The organism is Streptomyces sp. NPDC104309, from assembly GCF_055584025.1.
Genome location: NZ_JBVJMV010000013.1, coordinates 135,241 through 150,991 on the forward strand (window position 1 = coordinate 135,241; position 15,751 = coordinate 150,991).

15 protein-coding genes and 1 pseudogene are annotated in these 15,751 nt (G+C 70.1%); 7 read left to right on the forward strand and 9 right to left on the reverse strand.

Translation table 11 applies throughout. The features are described 5' to 3' along the window. Positions 1-69: 69 nt before the first annotated feature. From ACZ68L_RS20690 to ACZ68L_RS20710, 5 genes and pseudogenes are all read right to left on the reverse strand, one after another. Entirely contained in the window at positions 70-459 is a 390-nt protein-coding gene (locus tag ACZ68L_RS20690) for a VOC family protein (protein WP_469578933.1), read from the reverse strand. Positions 460-558: 99 nt separating this feature from the next. Further along, positions 559-1,155 carry a hypothetical protein gene (locus tag ACZ68L_RS20695; RefSeq protein WP_362441155.1) on the reverse strand — a complete coding sequence of 199 codons (597 nt, stop codon included), beginning with the start codon at positions 1,153-1,155 and terminating at the stop codon, positions 559-561. 125 nt (positions 1,156-1,280) lie between these two features. Next, a pseudogene (locus tag ACZ68L_RS20700) lies at positions 1,281-1,813 on the reverse strand (GNAT family N-acetyltransferase); the annotation flags it as partial. 73 nt (positions 1,814-1,886) lie between these two features. Beyond that, positions 1,887-2,078: a DUF397 domain-containing protein gene (locus ACZ68L_RS20705; RefSeq protein WP_469578935.1), complete on the reverse strand. Its 192-nt coding sequence runs from the start codon at positions 2,076-2,078 to the stop codon at positions 1,887-1,889. Between the two features lie 5 nt (positions 2,079-2,083). Beyond that, entirely contained in the window at positions 2,084-2,965 is an 882-nt protein-coding gene (locus ACZ68L_RS20710; RefSeq protein WP_469578937.1) for a helix-turn-helix domain-containing protein, read from the reverse strand. Positions 2,966-3,207: 242 nt separating this feature from the next. On the opposite strand from ACZ68L_RS20710, the gene ACZ68L_RS20715 reads away from it, so the two are divergent. Beyond that, positions 3,208-3,699, forward strand: a complete 492-nt coding sequence (locus ACZ68L_RS20715) for an ATP-binding protein (protein ID WP_469578938.1) — start codon at positions 3,208-3,210, stop codon at positions 3,697-3,699. Here ACZ68L_RS20715 and ACZ68L_RS20720 read toward each other — a convergent pair. Genes ACZ68L_RS20720 through pdhA form a run of 3 tightly spaced genes read right to left on the reverse strand, consistent with a single transcriptional unit; the run spans position 3,686 to position 7,288 of the window. Then, complete coding sequence (locus tag ACZ68L_RS20720) at positions 3,686-5,089, reverse strand: dihydrolipoamide acetyltransferase family protein (protein ID WP_469578940.1); 1,404 nt, start codon at positions 5,087-5,089, stop codon at positions 3,686-3,688. The genes ACZ68L_RS20715 and ACZ68L_RS20720 overlap by 14 nt on opposite strands. 10 nt (positions 5,090-5,099) lie before the next feature. Beyond that, positions 5,100-6,080 carry an alpha-ketoacid dehydrogenase subunit beta gene (locus ACZ68L_RS20725; RefSeq protein WP_469578942.1) on the reverse strand — a complete coding sequence of 327 codons (981 nt, stop codon included), beginning with the start codon at positions 6,078-6,080 and terminating at the stop codon, positions 5,100-5,102. A gap of 2 nt (positions 6,081-6,082) precedes the next feature. After that, the gene (pdhA, locus tag ACZ68L_RS20730) at positions 6,083-7,288 is read right to left on the reverse strand and encodes a pyruvate dehydrogenase (acetyl-transferring) E1 component subunit alpha (protein ID WP_469578943.1); all 1,206 of its coding nucleotides are present in this window, start codon (positions 7,286-7,288) and stop codon (positions 6,083-6,085) included. Positions 7,289-7,628: 340 nt separating this feature from the next. Here pdhA and ACZ68L_RS20735 point away from each other — a divergent pair, with 340 nt between their 5' ends. The 3 genes from ACZ68L_RS20735 to ACZ68L_RS20745 all read left to right on the forward strand — a co-directional run bounded on the left by ACZ68L_RS20735 (position 7,629) and on the right by ACZ68L_RS20745 (position 10,144). Beyond that, complete coding sequence (locus ACZ68L_RS20735) at positions 7,629-8,288, forward strand: response regulator (RefSeq protein ID WP_469579160.1); 660 nt, start codon at positions 7,629-7,631, stop codon at positions 8,286-8,288. A gap of 308 nt (positions 8,289-8,596) precedes the next feature. After that, positions 8,597-9,025 (forward strand): pyridoxamine 5'-phosphate oxidase family protein, encoded by a 429-nt coding sequence (locus ACZ68L_RS20740; protein ID WP_469578945.1) that lies wholly within the window; start codon positions 8,597-8,599, stop codon positions 9,023-9,025. Between the two features lie 126 nt (positions 9,026-9,151). Beyond that, on the forward strand, positions 9,152-10,144 hold the full coding sequence (locus tag ACZ68L_RS20745) for a phosphotransferase (protein ID WP_469579161.1): 993 nt from the start codon (positions 9,152-9,154) through the stop codon (positions 10,142-10,144). Between the two features lie 85 nt (positions 10,145-10,229). Here ACZ68L_RS20745 and ACZ68L_RS20750 read toward each other — a convergent pair whose 3' ends face one another. Beyond that, positions 10,230-11,864: a protein kinase domain-containing protein gene (locus tag ACZ68L_RS20750; RefSeq protein ID WP_469578947.1), complete on the reverse strand. Its 1,635-nt coding sequence runs from the start codon at positions 11,862-11,864 to the stop codon at positions 10,230-10,232. 459 nt (positions 11,865-12,323) lie between these two features. Between ACZ68L_RS20750 and ACZ68L_RS20755 the strand changes: the two genes are divergently transcribed. The 3 genes from ACZ68L_RS20755 (at position 12,324) to ACZ68L_RS20765 (ending at position 15,690) form a co-directional block, all read left to right on the forward strand. Beyond that, entirely contained in the window at positions 12,324-13,967 is a 1,644-nt protein-coding gene (locus ACZ68L_RS20755; protein ID WP_469578949.1) for a protein kinase domain-containing protein, read from the forward strand. A gap of 309 nt (positions 13,968-14,276) precedes the next feature. Continuing rightward, positions 14,277-14,975 carry a hypothetical protein gene (locus ACZ68L_RS20760; RefSeq protein WP_469578951.1) on the forward strand — a complete coding sequence of 233 codons (699 nt, stop codon included), beginning with the start codon at positions 14,277-14,279 and terminating at the stop codon, positions 14,973-14,975. 85 nt (positions 14,976-15,060) lie between these two features. Continuing rightward, the gene (locus ACZ68L_RS20765; RefSeq protein ID WP_469578952.1) at positions 15,061-15,690 is read left to right on the forward strand and encodes a PadR family transcriptional regulator; all 630 of its coding nucleotides are present in this window, start codon (positions 15,061-15,063) and stop codon (positions 15,688-15,690) included. Positions 15,691-15,751 lie beyond the last annotated feature (61 nt).

Genomic DNA, 15,751 nt, shown 5'->3' on the forward strand with positions numbered 1-15,751 from the left:
TCACGGCAACACACGCAAAGAGGGGGCCCGCATCACGCGGGCCCCCTCTCGCCATACCGGAGAGCATGCTCAGTCGAGACAGAACTCGTTGCCCTCGACGTCCTGCATGTTGATGCACGACTCGTTCTCCTCGTCGGCATACAGCACCTGTGTGCACACCGCTCCGAGCGCCACCAGCCGATCGCGTTCGGCCTCAAGCACGGCCAGCCGCTCCGCACCCACGAGCCCGGTGCCGGCCCGCACGTCGAGATGCACCTTGTTCTTGGCGACCTTGCCCTCGGGAACCTGCTGGAAATACATGCGCGGGCCCCCACCCGTGGGATCGGTGCACACAGCCCATGATCCCTGCCCTTCGGAAGGCAGCGTCACGACGTACCCCAACACCTCGCACCAAAAGCGGGCGACGCGCTCGGGCTCTGCGCAGTCGAACGTGACCTGGAACTTCTTGACCGATGCCATTCGGTCACCCTAACAGCGGGTCTTCGCCAGCCAGTTCCTATTTTTCGGGCCCGGAATTCCGAGCGCCCTTCCGGACGCTGACGGCCGGCATCTCCCCGCTCAGCGAAGACCGCGCTTCTCTCGTTCGGCTTCGGTCAGCTCCTCCATGAGTTCCTCCGGGTCCACCGTGTACTCGGTGTCATCGAGGGCGTCGTAGTCCTCGGTGCTCAGCGGCAGGCCGAGCCCGGCGAGTTCGGCGGCCAGTCGTGTGAACGCGATGCGCTCGTCGGGCTCGTCCTGGTAGCCGGCCCGCTCGGCGGCGACCCCCTCGGTCAGAGTGAGGCCGGACAGGCCCCAGAAGCTGAACTCGGTGTCCAGCTCCACGAGGTGCCAGGCGCGGTCCGCAGGTTCGTCGGGGTGCAGCCAGTAGCCGATCCACCCCTTTCCACCCTTCGCCACGAGCTTGACGTACTTGGCCATCTCCGCGGCTCCGGCGTTGACGGCCTGCATCTCCGGGTCCGCGAGTTCCTTCTCGCTCAGGTAACTGGTGTCCAGGAGCGGGTGGACCTCTCCCGCCTCGAAGAAGTCGAGGTCGAGAAGGCGGGTGAAGTCGGTGCGGCCTCCCCACTGCGCCACCAGCAGCACACGCAGATCGTCGGGTATCGGACGGCCGTCCAGCCGCTCGGCGGAAAACGCGGCGAGCCGTTCGTCGTACATGCGCCCTTTCCAGAGGTCGAAACGAGATTCTCACGTCAACGTAGTGGCGGTGTCTGACAAGAGGCCGGGTATGCCGGCGGCTGCCGACCACCCCCGTGGTCCGGTGCCGCACACGCGGACCAGGTTGCCGCCGCATAACACCGGACGGTCACCTTCTGCTCCGGACTCCACTGCTGTTCGACCGTGGCCAGCAGCTGCCAGCCCAGCCGCTCGTACAGAGCTGCTGCCGCAGCGTCCGAAGCCAGCACGTCGAGCACCGGATGCAGGCCGTGATCCGTGCTTCCGCGACAGCCCGCCCCATCAGCAGGGCACCGATCCCGTGGCCGCGGGCCCACGGGGCGACGAACAGTCGGTTGACCACGGCGGTCGCGTCGGTACTCACCCCCGCACGAGCGCTCCAGAGCCCGGGAGCCGCGTCTCCCGCGCCGCTCCGGGACAGACCGACATGACCGGCCACACGGCCGTCCAGTTCCGCCACCCATGAGGCGATGAGCGATGACGGTGTGAGCCATGCGCCCGGGGAGTCGGGCCAGTTCACCGGATAGCCGTCGTGCTCATGGACCTCTGCCAGCACCCGCGCACAGTCGCCGAGGTCGCGGTCAGTCCGCTGTCGGACACCAGGGGGTACATCCGCGCCGGACACGCTCTCGCTCTTCACTGTGGCAGGGAAACACAGCCCGAGGACCGGTGAACAGCGATCTTCGCGACAGGCTCCGGCCGGACGGCCCGGGTCAACCCGACGACCGGACCAGCCCGGCCCGGAAGGCGTCCCAGGCGGCGGGGCCGAGGACGATGACGGGGCTGTCGGGACGCTTGGAGTCGCGGACAGCGACGGTGTGGGGGATGTTGCGGGCCACCTCGACGCACTCCTGGCCCGCGTTGCCTCCGCTGTAGCTGGACTTGACGAACTGGTACCCGGGCACGCGGTCTACAGCTCCCTGAGGATGTTGTTGATGAGTTTCACCGAGGTGTGTTGCGCAAGCCCCAGGCGCGAGATGCGGTCGAAAAGGCTGCTGTGGCGCTCGGCATCAGTATCGCTCTCCAGCCAGAGAGTGGTCGAGGTCGTATCCATGTGAACCACGTCGAGTGCTCCGGGCTCAGCAAAGGAAACGATGGTGAAGGCGCTTGTCATGCCGGGATGAGCACCCGCGATATACGGCATCACCTGAAGCTTCACGTTCGGCTTCCGAGCCACGTCCAGCAGCCTGCCGAGCTGGTCCTTCATCACCTCGCGCCCGCCCACCAGCTGACGTAGAGCACCTTCGTGCACCACCGCCCGCAGTTCGAGCGGCCGGTCGCCGCTCAACCGTGCCTGCCGCGTCATCCTGGACTCGACGAAGGGTTCGATCTCGTCGGGGTCGTCCCAGGACCCGTTTCCCACAGCAAGCGCCCTGGCGTAGTCCGGGGTCTGCAGCAGCCCGGGCACGATGGCGACTTGCCAGGTGCGGAGACTGGTGGCGATGTCCTCCAGAGCCACGTACTCGACCATGGACTGAAGTCCCGGGTACTGATTCCACCAACCGCTCGCCTTGCGACGTTCGCGGTCTGTCTTGGCGAGAGCCAGCAACCTGTCGACGACCTCGGCGTCAGCCTCGCCGTACAGGTGGCACAGGGCCCTGACGTCAGGATCCCGTATCGGTACGAGGCCCCGCTCGATCTTCGCAACCTTGGCGACCGACGCTGTCAGCGCCTCCGCCGCGTGCGCTTGCCGCAGGGAGCGCGCCTCACGCATGCGCAGCAACTCTCCGCCGAGACGGCGCCCGAGCACAGTCGAAACCGTCCGGCCCCGATCAGGGCTGTTACCTGCCACGTGCATCCCTCCGCCGAGTGGCCCAAGTCTGGGACTCATCCTTCTCGAACACCAACTAGGGCAGAGAAATTTCTGCCCGAACTTGTTGCTGCGCACGCAACTGCACCGCTACCGTCAGTGCTCCACCGCTCGCACAGCGGAGTCGAAACCGGCGGAAGTGCACCGCCCTGCCCCGCGCCCAAAATTCGGCGCCCCGCAGGCGCGGCATCGCCACCGCCCGCATCCCACGGAGGCACGCGTCCATGACCGCAGCCGAACAGATCTCCGTCCCCGAACCCGTCCTCCGCGAGGACCGGCTCGACTTCACCCCCACCGCCCGCAGCGTCTCCTTCTCCCGGCGTCGCACCGCGCGGCTCGTCCAGGAGTGGGGCCATCCCGGCCTGGCCGGCGACGCGTCGCTCCTGGTCAGCGAGTTGGCGACCAACGCACTGCTGCACGGCGCCATCGAGGACCGCCTCTTCCGCGTCCACCTCACACTCACCGCGACCACGCTCCGCATCGCGGTGAGCGACGCACGCGGTGAGCGGCTGCCCGGTCTGCGCGAGGCCGGGGACGACGAGTGCTACGGCCGCGGGCTCCTGATCGTCGCGCGGCTCGCGGACCGCTGGGGCGTCGAGCCGCGCACCGTCGGCAAGACGGTGTTCGCCGAACTCGCCCTGCGGCAGAAGCCGGACATGCCGATGGGCCCGCGCGAACTTCGCGCGGGCCCATCTCGTACAGCTACGCCCAGGTGATCAGCCGCTTCGGCTGTTCCAGGATCGCGGCGATATCCGCCAGGAACTTGGAGCCGAGCTCGCCGTCGATCAGACGGTGGTCGAACGACAGGGCCAGTGTGGTGACCTGACGAGGCTTCACCTTCCCCTTGTGGACCCAGGGCTGGAGCTTGATCGCGCCGACCGCGAGGATCGCGGACTCGCCCGGGTTCAGGATCGGCGTACCCGTGTCGACGCCGAAGACGCCGACGTTGGTGATCGTCACCGTGCCGCCCGCCATGGCCGCGGGGGACGTCCTGCCCTCACGCGCCGTGGAGACCAGCTCGCCCAGCGCCGCGGCGAACTCCGGCAGGGTCTTGTCGTGCGCGTCCTTGATGTTCGGCACGATCAGACCGCGCGGGGTGGCGGCGGCGATGCCCAGGTTGACGTAGTGCTTGCGCACGATCTCCTGGTTCGCCTCGTCCCAGGCGGAGTTGACCTCCGGGTTGCGCCTGATCGCGACGAGGAGCGCCTTGGCGATGATCAGGAGCGGGTTGACCCGGACCCCCGCCATGTCCTTGTCTTCCTTGAGCTCCGCCACCAGCTTCATCGTGCGCGTCACGTCGACGGTCACGAACTCCGTGACGTGCGGCGCGGTGAAGGCACTGTCGACCATCGCCTGGGCGATGGCCTTCCGTACGCCCTTGACCGGGATACGGGTCTCGCGGTCGCCCGCCTGAGCGACGACAGCCGGAGCCGGGGCCTCGGCCTCGGCCGCCACCGCGGCGGCGACGGGCGCCGGAGCCTGTGCGGGTACGGGCGTGGCCGCCGCGTGCACGTCCGCGCGGGTGATGATGCCGCCCTCACCGGTCGGCACGACCGTCGCCAGGTCGATGCCCAGATCCTTGGCCAGCTTGCGCACCGGCGGCTTCGCCAGCGGACGGCTCTCCGGGATGACGGAGCCGTGGCCGTTCATCTCGCCCTGGATCGCCGCCGCGGCAGCGGGCACCGCCGTCGTGGCGCCCTTGCGGGCCCGCCGCTTGGTCGAGCTCTCGGCGACGCCGTAGCCCACCAGAACGGGCTGACGGCCCTTGGGGGCCTCGGGCTCCGGTTCGGCCTCAGCAACCGGCGTCGGGGCCGGGGCGGCGTCACCGCTGCCCGGCGCCACGTCCACCGCGATGATCACCTGGCCGACGTCGACGGTCGTGCCCTCGGGGAAACGCAGCTCGTGCACCACCCCGTCGAACGGAATCGGCAGCTCCACGGCCGCCTTGGCCGTCTCGACCTCGCACACGACCTGCCCGTCGGTGACGGTGTCGCCGGGCTGGACGTACCACTTGAGGATCTCGGCCTCGGTCAGTCCCTCGCCCACGTCGGGCATCTTGAACTCACGGAAGCGAGCAGCGTTGGAAGTGTCGGTCATCGTTGTCACGCCCCAGTCCTCAGTACGCCAGCGAGCGGTCGACGGCGTCGAGCACACGGTCGAGACCCGGCAGGTACTCGTCCTCCAGCCGCGCCGGCGGGTACGGGACGTGGTAGCCGCCGACCCTCAGCACCGGTGCTTCCAGGTGGTAGAAGCAGCGCTCGGTGATCCGGGCGGCGATCTCGGCCCCGGAGCCGTAGAACACCGGCGCCTCGTGGACCACCACGAGCCGGCCGGTCTTCTCGACCGAGGTCTGGATGGTGTCGAAGTCGATCGGGGACATGGACCGCAGGTCCAGCACCTCGATCGACTTGCCCTCCTCCTGGGCGGCCGCGGCCGCTTCCAGGCAGACCTTCACCATCGGGCCGTAAGCGACGAGCGTGAGGTCGGAGCCGGTACGCGCCACCGTGGCCCGGTGCAGCGGGCCGGGAATGGAGTCGGTCTCCACCTCCCCCTTGTCCCAGTAGCGGCGCTTCGGCTCGAAGAAGATGACCGGGTCGTCGCTCTGGACGGCCTGCTGCATCATCCAGTAGGCGTCGCTCGCGTTCGAGGGCGAGACCACCTTCAGGCCCGCGACGTGCGCGAACAGGGCTTCGGGGGACTCGCTGTGGTGCTCGACGGCGCCGATGCCGCCGCCGTACGGAATCCGCACGACGACCGGCAGCTTGATCTTGCCGAGCGCCCGCGCGTGCATCTTGGCGAGCTGCGTGACGATCTGGTCGTACGCGGGGAAGACGAAGCCGTCGAACTGGATCTCCACGACGGGCCGGTAGCCACGCAGCGCCAGGCCGATCGCCGTGCCGACGATGCCGGACTCGGCGAGCGGGGTGTCGATCACCCGGTCCTCGCCGAAGTCCTTCTGGAGTCCGTCGGTGATCCGGAAGACCCCGCCCAGCTTGCCGACGTCCTCGCCCATGATGAGGACCTTGGGGTCGGTGTCGAGGGCCTTGCGCAGCGACTCGTTGAGCGCCTTCGCGATGGACATCTTTTCCATGGCCATGGCTACTTGCCTTCCTCGGCGGAGTCCGCGAACGATGCCTGGTACGCGGCGAACTCGGCGCGCTCCTCGTCGACGAGCGGGTTCCCGTCGGCGTAGGCGTGGTCGAAGATCGCCATCCGGTCCGGATCGGGCATCGCCCGCACCGCCTCGCGCACCCGCTTGCCGAGGACTTCGCTCTCCTGCTCCAGCGCGGTGAAGAACGCCTCGTCGGCGGCGCCCTGCTTCTCCAGGTACGTACGCAGCCGCAGGATCGGGTCCTTGGCCTCCCAGGCGAGCCGCTCCTCGTCCGCCCGGTACTTCGTGGGGTCGTCGGAGGTGGTGTGCGCGCCCATGCGGTAGGTGAAGGCCTCGACGAGCGTGGGCCCTTCCCCCCGGCGGGCCCGCTCCAGCGCCGACCTGGTCACGGCCAGGCAGGCGAGCACATCGTTGCCGTCGACCCGGACACCGGGGAAGCCGAAGCCCTGCGCGCGCTGGTAGAGCGGCACGCGGGTCTGCTTCTCGGTCGGCTCGGAGATCGCCCACTGGTTGTTCTGGCAGAAGAAGACGACCGGGGCGTTGTACACCGCGGAGAAGGTGAAGGACTCGGCGACGTCTCCCTGGCTGGAGGCGCCGTCACCGAAGTACGCGATCACGGCCGAGTCCGCGCCGTCCTTGGCGACGCCCATGGCGTAGCCGGTGGCGTGCAGGGTCTGCGAGCCGATGACGATCGTGTACAGGTGGAAGTTGTTGCTGTTGGGGTCCCATCCGCCGTGGTTCACACCGCGGAACATTCCGAGCAGATTCGTCGGGTCGACCCCGCGGCACCAGGCGACGCCGTGCTCGCGGTACGTCGGGAAGACGTAGTCGTCGTCACGCAGGGCCCGGCCGGAGCCGATCTGCGCGGCCTCCTGGCCGAGCAGCGAGGCCCACAGACCCAGCTCGCCCTGGCGCTGGAGGGCGGTGGCCTCGGCGTCGAAGCGGCGGGTCAGGACCATGTCCCGGTACAGACCGCGCAGCTCTTCGGCGGTCAGGTCGATCCGGTAGTCCGGATGCTCCACGCGCTCGCCCTCGGGCGTCAGCAGCTGTACGAGTTCGGGCTCGGAACTCTGTGGCGTCTTCGCGGACGTCCTGGCGGGTGTCTTCGCGGACGTCTTTGCGGGCGTTTTCACGGCGCTGGTCCGCTTACTGCTGCGTCGCGGTTTGCTCGCGGCAGTGCTCTCCACGGTCACGTGCGTGCTCCTCCGTCGGTCCGGCCCCCGGGGTCTGCCGGGAAGCCAGTGCGGCTCGCCTGTGTCCGTACCCGTGCACGGGGTGGGTGCCGCTCGGTCCGGAAACAGGCGTGACAGGTGCCCCGGCGAGCGCCCTGCCAAAAGCACGTTACCCAGTACACCGCTTAACTGCGAAACCCTATCTGACCTGCGATTTTGCTTGGATTTCCAAGTAAATCGAAAAAGTCGGGAACTCTCGCTGGTCACAGCACTGGGAACAGCCTCGCAGGCCGCCGGAACAACGGCACGTTATCCCGCCGTTCGGCGGCAGGGAAGAGGCGAGTGTGTGAGACTGCGTTTTGTGCGCGAACAAGGAAAAATCACTGTTTTTCTGCTGGACGACCACGAAGTCGTCCGACGCGGGGTCCATGAATTGCTCTCGGTCGAGCCCGACATCGAGGTCGTCGGCGAGGCCGGCACGGCGGCCGACGCGCTGGTCCGCATTCCCGCGACCCGGCCCGATGTGGCGGTGCTCGACGTGCGGCTGCCGGACGGGAGCGGGGTGGAGGTCTGCCGGGAGATCCGTTCCCAGGACGAGACCATCAAATGCCTGATGCTGACCTCGTACGCCGATGACGAGGCGCTCTTCGACGCGATCATGGCGGGCGCCTCGGGATATGTGCTGAAGGCGATCCGCGGCAACGAACTGCTGAACGCGGTACGGGAGGTGGCGGCCGGGAAGTCCCTGCTGGACCCCGTCGCGACCGCCCGGGTGCTGGAGCGGCTGCGCGACGGCAAGAAGGGCCGCGGCGACGACAAGCTCGCGAGCCTCACCGATCAGGAGCGCAAGATCCTCGATCTGATCGGCGAGGGGCTGACGAACCGGGTGATCGGCGAGCGGCTGCATCTCGCCGAGAAGACGATCAAGAATTACGTCTCCAGTCTGCTCTCCAAACTGGGCATGGAACGGCGCTCGCAGGCCGCCGCGTACGTGGCCAGGCTGCAGGCGGAGAAGGGCTGAGCGGAGCGCGCGACGGGCGGACGCAGAGGATCAGCGCCAGGTCGACGCCGACGGCGGCCGAGCGGCGCGCACGACGGGCGGACCGGTGCGGGCCGAACGCCACTGGACCGGGCCGGTCACCGCGTATCCCGGCGGGCCGGGGGAAAGGCCCCGCCTGCCGGGGGAGGCCGGACGTCGCGAACTCGGCGGGCCCGGACGTGGGCGAGGCGGTCGCGCTCCTCGGTGAGTGATCTTCGGGACTTTGGTCCCGTACCACCTGGGGCCGCGGCCTCTTTCTACGGCCTCCCCGGTGACGGAGAGTGGACGGCATGCCCTCTGAGCAACTCCACGCGCTCGAACTGCTCGGCCGCGTCCCGTACGGCCGGCTGGCGACGAGCATGCGGGCCCTCCCGATACTGGCGGTGGCCCGTCATATCGTGGTCGACGGCCGTGTCGTCCTGCGGATGCACGGCGGCCTCGGCTACCACGACGCCTGCGACGGCACGGTCGTGGCGTACGGAGCGGACAACTTCAACGCCGCGCCCTCGGAGGACGGCGGCGAGCTGTGGTCCGTGCAGTTCACCGGCCCCGCCCAGATCGTGCACCCGACCGCCGAACAGCGAGGCCGCTTCGGCGCCGCCCCCGCCCAGGTGAACGGGGAGCCCTTCACCCCCGCGTTCCTCGCGGTCGACCCGCACCTCGTCTCCGTGCACACTCTGGGCTTCCACGCAACTCAGCCGATCCGCAACGCAGCGTGATCTAACATCTGGCGAGTGCCGCGCTCATCTGTAACCCTTCCGTCTGCTCCACCGGCCGACGAGGTGCTGTGCTCATCCGTGCCCCGCTCCTCCGCACCCCGGCCGCCGGTTCCTCCGGTGGACGAGGTGCTGCGCCGCTATCCGGACGCCGGTACGCCTCTCACCTGCAAGCCCGTGACCCAGGGGCTGCTCAATCACGGCTACCGCGTCTCCACCACCCGCGGCTCGTACTTCCTCAAGCACCACCTCGACGACTCCACCGGCGACCGCGCCACGATCGTCCGCCAGCACCGCGCCACCCAGCGGCTGCAGTCACTCGGCGTGCCCGTCGCCCCTCCCCTGGAGGACACCGAGGGCGGCACGGTCACGGAGATCGGTGGCCGGTGCTACGCCCTGCACCCCTGGGTGGACGGACTGCACCGGGCCGGCGCCCAGCTCACCACCGCCCAGTCGCAACGACTCGGAGCGCTGCTCGGCGCCGTGCACACCGGGCTCGAACAGGTCATGGAGACGGGCTCGGGGGTTGCCGGGCGGTCCGGCGGACACCGGAGCCCCGACCCCGCCGACACCTTCGCGCTGATCGAGGACCTGCTGGCGGCCGCACGCGGGCGCCGCCCCCGGGACTCCTTCGACGAGCTGGCCGAACACCGCCTCCTGGAACGGCGCACCCTGCTGGAGCAGCACGCCGACCGCAGGCCTCCCACCCCCGACGTCCCGGCCACCGGCTGGGTGCACGGCGACTTCCACCCGCTGAACGTCCTCTACCGGGGCACGGACCCGGTCGCGATCCTCGACTGGGACCGGCTCGGCGTCCAGCCGCGCGCGGAGGAGGCGGTACGGGCCGCGGCGATCTTCTTCGTCCAGCCGGCCGGGAAGCTGGAGCTGGAGAAGGTACGGGCGTACGCGCGGGCCTACCGGCGGGCGGCCGGGGCGGGGGCGGCGGAGCTCGCCGCGGCGGTGCACCGGGTGTGGTGGGAGCGGCTCAACGACTTCTGGATACTGCGCTGGCGGTACTGCCTGGACGACCGAAGGGCCGACCCGCAGTTCCCTGCGGTGTCGGCCCTGGCGGTCTGGTGGACGCGCGAGTACCAGGCGGTGTGCGAGGCGTTCACGGGCTGAGCCCGCCCCGTGCGGAGCACCGCACGGAGCCCGGCACGGGGCCCGGGACACGGGCCACCGCGCGGGGCACTGAGCCGTGCCCGGGTTACGGGGTGGTGCCCGCCGCGGTGCCCCCCGCCGCGGACGTGCCGGTGGTGGTCCCGGTGCCGCCGTCGGCCGCACCCGTGCCGCCGTTGGCCGTCCCGGTGCCGCCGTCGGCCGCACCCGTACCTCCGTCGGCCGTCCCGGTACCTCCGTCGGCCGCACCCGTACCTCCGTCGGCCGTCCCGGTACCTCCGTCGGCCGCACCCGTACCCCCGTCGGAAGCGCCGCCCGTGGCCGGGGTGGACGGTTGGGTCGGCGGCGGCTCGGCCGGCTGGCTCGGGGTGTACGACGGGGAGTAGGAGTGCCGCGGCCGCGTGTTCTGCTGGTTGCCGGTGGAGTTCCCCGACTGCTGGCTCTCCTCGCTCTGCCGGTCGCTCGGCGAGGGCGAACTCTCCGGCGACGACGACGAGCTGGACGTCTCCGCGGGCTTCTTCTCGTGCCGGCCGCCGTCGCTGCCCGTCGCGTTGACGGCGATGGCGACGCCGGCCCCGATCGCGATCAGCGCGAGCACGACGAAGAGCCACAGCTTGCCCCGGCCGCCACCGCCCTGCGGTCTGCCCTCGTAGCCACCGTCGTCCGGGTTCATCGGCGGCAGGATCGGACCCTGCGAGGTGTCCCCGTGCTGCGGATGCCCCATCGCCATCGTGCCCCCGGTGACACCCATGGGCGGGGTGTGACCGCCTTCGTGCACCGCGACCGGGCCGGTGTTCCACGTACCCGTGTGGCCGCCCTGCACCTGAAGCATCTGCAGGCCGTACTGGATGAGACCGCGCATCTCCTCGGCGCTCTGGAACCGGTCGTCCGGGTCCTTCGCGAGCGAACGCATGACCAGCCCGTCCAGCTCCGGCGGAACCGCCTCCAGCACATCGGACGGCGGAACCGGGATGTCCTGCACGTGCTGGTACACGACGGAGAGCGGCGTCTCACCCGTGAACGGGGGCCGCAGCGCCAGAAGTTCGTACAGCAGACAGCCGGTGGCGTAGAGGTCGGAGCGGTGGTCGACGGCCTTGCCCAGCGCCTGCTCGGGGGAGAGGTACTGCGGCGTGCCCATGACCATGCCGGTCTGCGTCATCGTCGACTGCGCGCCGTGCAACGCACGGGCGATGCCGAAGTCCATCACCTTGACCGCACCCGAGTTCGTGATGATCACGTTGGCGGGCTTGATGTCACGGTGCACGATGCCGTGCTGGTGCGAGTACGCGAGGGCTTCCAGCACGCCCGAGACGATGATCAGCGCCTGCTCGGGCGGCGGGGCCTCGGCATTGAGCAGCAGATCGCGGATGGTGCGGCCCTCGACGAGCTCCATCACGATGTAGGGGACGGTCTGGCCGCCCACGACGTCCTCGCCGGAGTCGTACACGGCGACGATCGCGTGGTGGTTGAGGCCCGCGACCGATTGTGCCTCGCGCGTGAACCGGGCCTTGGAGACCGGGTCCTCGGCGAGATCGGAACGCAGGAGCTTGACCGCGACCGTACGTCCCAGCCTGACGTCCTCGGCCGCGAAGACCTCCGCCATGCCGCCCCGGCCGAGCCGGTGGGTCATCCGGTAGCGCCCGTCACCGACGACGCCGTCGATGCCCCAGGAGTCGGTGCCATCCGAAACTCCGCCGCCGTTTGCTTCGGAATCGGGTGCCATCAGTCCTCGCCGTCGTATCTGTCCGCGCGTCCGCGGGTTCTCACGGTGTCCCAGTGCTGTGGCCGGAAAGGTTCGCCGGGTCGTCACGTCCGGCACGGCGCCTCGCCACGTCGTCGCATCACCCGAGTGCGTCCAGCACGAGGGCGATCCTCCGCCTTGCGATGCACCGCACCGGACGCCGCGAGTTTCCCGGCAAACCTTTCCGGCCACAGCACCAGCTGCATTGCCACGTCACGCTACAGCCTCCGCCGGACACACCGTTTCCGAGAGGGACGGGTCATCCAACCGGCCGGCGTGCCGCGCGCGCAAATTCCATGGGCTTCCTGTAACGCTTCCGAGACGCTTCTTGTGCGTAGGGTCACGGAACGGGCACCTGGCTTGACGTGCCGTACCCCTCGGGCAGACTTGGCGCGTAATAGGGATCATCGCGTCAGTCGCGCGCCGAGGGGGAAGCAAGTCATGAGCCAGGACGGCGCACACGGCGCTCAGGGGCGCTATGCGGGCGATTCGGTCGCCGGCGGCCGCTACCAGCTGCACGACCTGCTCGGCGAAGGCGGGATGGCATCCGTATATCTGGCGTACGACTCCGCACTGGACCGCCAGGTCGCGATCAAGACACTGCACACGGAACTGGGACGCGAGCAGTCCTTCCGCGAGCGGTTCCGGCGCGAGGCGCAGGCCGTCGCCAAGCTGCAGCACACCAACATCGTCTCGGTCTTCGACACCGGTGAGGACGAGCTCGGCGGCGCGCTGATGCCGTACATCGTCATGGAGTACGTGGAGGGGCAGCCGCTCGGCTCGGTGCTCCAGGCGGACATCCAGAGCTACGGCGCGATGCCGGCCGACAAGGCCCTCAAGGTGACGGCCGACGTGCTGGCCGCGCTGGACACCAGCCACGAGATGGGGCTGGTCCACCGCGACATCAAGCCCGGCAACGTGATGGTGACCAAGCGCGGTGTCGTGAAGGTCATGGACTTCGGCATCGCCCGCGCCATGCAGTCGGGCGTCACGTCGATGACGCAGACCGGCATGGTCGTCGGCACCCCGCAGTACCTCTCCCCCGAGCAGGCCCTGGGCCGCGGGGTGGACGCGCGCTCCGACCTGTACTCGGTCGGCATCATGCTGTTCCAGCTGGTGACCGGCCGCATCCCGTTCGACGCGGACTCGCCGCTCGCCATCGCGTACGCGCATGTCCAGGAGGAGCCGGTCGCGCCCTCCACCATCAACCGGTCGATCACCCCGGCGATGGACGCGCTCGTGGCCCGCGCGCTGAAGAAGAACCCGAACGAGCGCTTCCCCAGCGCCGCGGCGATGCAGGACGAGATCGCGCGCGTGCTGAGCGCGAGCGGACAGACCGGCGCCCCGGTGATCGTCGCAGGTGGCGGCGCACCACCGAACAGCGGTTCGGGTGTCGGCTCGGCGGTCTTCCCTCCGGTCGACCAGTCCATCCCGGTGCCGCAGAACGTCCAGACGCCGTACCAGCCGGGCCCGTACCAGTCGGGCGCCCAGCCGGGGCCGTACGGTGCGCCGACCCCGGCCCCGTCGTACGGATATCCGCAGTCGGCTCCGGCGTACCAGGGCCAGGCCCCGATGTCGCCGATGCAGCAGCAGACCCCGCCGCCGTACGCGGTCGCGCAGCAGACACAGACGCACGGCGGCTCCGGCGGGGGCGGCTCCAAGCGGAACATGCCGGTGATCGTCGGCTCTGTCGTGGTGGCGCTGATCGCGATCGGCGGCCTGATCACGGTGCTCTCGCTGAAAGACGACACGCCCTCGGGCGGCTCCTCCGCGAACGAGTCGCCGGCCGCGAGCGAGCACAAGGATCCGGAGCGTAACCGGACGATGAGGACCGAGGACTGCACGGACCCCCTGGAGGATTCGACCGACCCGGCGAAGGTGGACGCGCCGAAGTTCTTGTACAAGGACTACCTCTCCGCGAAGGCCTGCGCGGATGCGGCGGGCTGGACCGTCAAGAAGGTCAAGGTGCCAGGGAACGCCTACGCGGAGGACCAGGTCATCGACCAGTTCCCGACCTCCGGAACTGCCGTTGACAAGACGGGCGCCCACTTCGAGCTGCGCGTCGCGACGGGCGACCCGGCCTGAGCGGGCGCACACGCGGAGGCGCGGGCACTCGGGGGCAGGGATGCCCGGGGCATGGGCACTCGGCGCGCGCGAGTGAGGGTCCGGTACGTGTGAGGGCGGCTTTCCGGGCCACGTACGCATAGCAGCGGCTCTCAGAGATCGGCACGAGCCGGGACCGACACGAGCCGGGACCGACACGAGCCCAAGGAGGGTGTCGCGAGCCCAAGGAGGCGCCGCATGCCCCCGCATGCCCGAGATGCCGGGCATATCGTCACATGTGACGCTGCCCTCATGGCTCCAGGACTTCTCCCTTCACGGTCCACGAGGTGCGTGGTCGGTCTCATATTCTCGGCGGGCGCCGCACTGGGGGCCGCCACGGGCGAGGCGCAGGCCCAGCAGCGCGCGCCCGGCAGGGCACCGGGAGCGGTCAGCGCCTCGGTGACGCCGCCCCCGACCACACCGGACGTGCCTTCCGTCCGCCCCACACGCCCCACACGCCCCGGTGTCGAACCGTCAGCCGATGCTTCGGCCGCCCCCTCGGCCACCCCTTCGGCCGAACCCTCGGCGATATCCACGGATGACGCGTCGGCCGCCCCCGCACCCCCGGCACCCTCCCCGCCCTCTTCTCGGCCCCCCTCCCCGTCCGCCTCCGCCGACCCGTCCGCCTCCGCCTCCCCCGGCGCCTCGGCCGCCGAAGGCTCGGCGCCCCCCGACGCCCAGCCCCCGCTCGCCGGGCGCGAGGCCGGGGAAGGAAGACCGCGCCCCGGACGGCCGCTCGCGCCGTGGGACCTCGCACACGCGGACAGCTCCCTCGACGAGCCCGTCACGCGCCCCGCGGCGAGCGATCCGGGATCGGCACCCGCCGTGACACCGGCGGTAGACACATCCCCCGTGCCCGGCCGGCTCGCACCCCAGGCCCTCGACGGACCCACCGTGCGGCAGGTCCGGCACGTGTCGCTGGGCGCCGGGATCGCGCTGATAGGACTGGGGCTCGGCTTCCTGGCGCTCCGCATGCGCCGCTCGAACTGAGACGCCCCGCACCCCCTCTTCACCGGCGCCCACACGCTCCGGCAGGAACTTGCGTCCACCAACATACTCGGTATACATACTCAGTATGTCGATCCGTCACGGGCTGCTGGCCCTGCTGGAGCGGGGGCCCAGATACGGCTCGCGGCTCCGTACCGAATTCGAGTCGCGCACCGGCTCCACCTGGCCGCTCAACGTCGGCCAGGTGTACACGACACTGAGCCGGCTGGAGCGCGACGGCCTGGTCGTCCAGGACGACGAGGACGACCAGGGGCACGCCCTCTACGCCATCACCGACGACGGCCGTGCCGAACTGCGGAATTGGTTCGAGACGCCCGTCGACCGCAGCAGTCCGCCGCGCGACGAACTGGCCATCAAGCTCGCCATGGCGGTCGGCGCGCCCGGTGTGGACATCCGCGCCGTCATCCAGTCCCAGCGCCGCCACACCGTGAAGGCGATGCAGGACTACACCCGCCTGAAGGCGCAGGCGCTCACCGATGTCCCGGCCGACCGCGACGAGGTCGCCTGGCTGCTCGTGCTCGAACAGCTGATCTTCCAGGCGGAGGCCGAGGCCCGCTGGCTGGACCACTGCGAGTCCCGGCTGGTCCGCCTCGCCGAGGCCGCCGCCACGGAGCCGGAGCCCGAGGCACGCACGACCGGGCGTACCCCGGTCGTCCGCGCTCCGGCCCGTGCCGCCGGCCCGCGCGGCCGGCGCTGACCACACACCACCGCGCGTCCGCGTCCCGGCTTCCGGCACCACGACGGACCACCACGTACGC

Excerpts from the sequence above, each read along its gene's own strand:
- ACZ68L_RS20755 (WP_469578949.1), top strand. The coding sequence starts at position 12,324 with ATGAGCCAGGACGGCGCACACGGCGCTCAGGGGCGCTATGCGGGCGAT.
- ACZ68L_RS20725 (WP_469578942.1), bottom strand. The coding sequence starts at position 6,080 with ATGGCCATGGAAAAGATGTCCATCGCGAAGGCGCTCAACGAGTCGCTG.
- ACZ68L_RS20765 (WP_469578952.1), top strand. The coding sequence starts at position 15,061 with ATGTCGATCCGTCACGGGCTGCTGGCCCTGCTGGAGCGGGGGCCCAGA.
- ACZ68L_RS20740 (WP_469578945.1), top strand. The coding sequence starts at position 8,597 with ATGCCCTCTGAGCAACTCCACGCGCTCGAACTGCTCGGCCGCGTCCCG.
- ACZ68L_RS20690 (WP_469578933.1), bottom strand. The coding sequence starts at position 459 with ATGGCATCGGTCAAGAAGTTCCAGGTCACGTTCGACTGCGCAGAGCCC.
- ACZ68L_RS20695 (WP_362441155.1), bottom strand. The coding sequence starts at position 1,155 with ATGTACGACGAACGGCTCGCCGCGTTTTCCGCCGAGCGGCTGGACGGC.
- ACZ68L_RS20715 (WP_469578938.1), top strand. The coding sequence starts at position 3,208 with ATGACCGCAGCCGAACAGATCTCCGTCCCCGAACCCGTCCTCCGCGAG.
- ACZ68L_RS20750 (WP_469578947.1), bottom strand. The coding sequence starts at position 11,864 with ATGGCACCCGATTCCGAAGCAAACGGCGGCGGAGTTTCGGATGGCACC.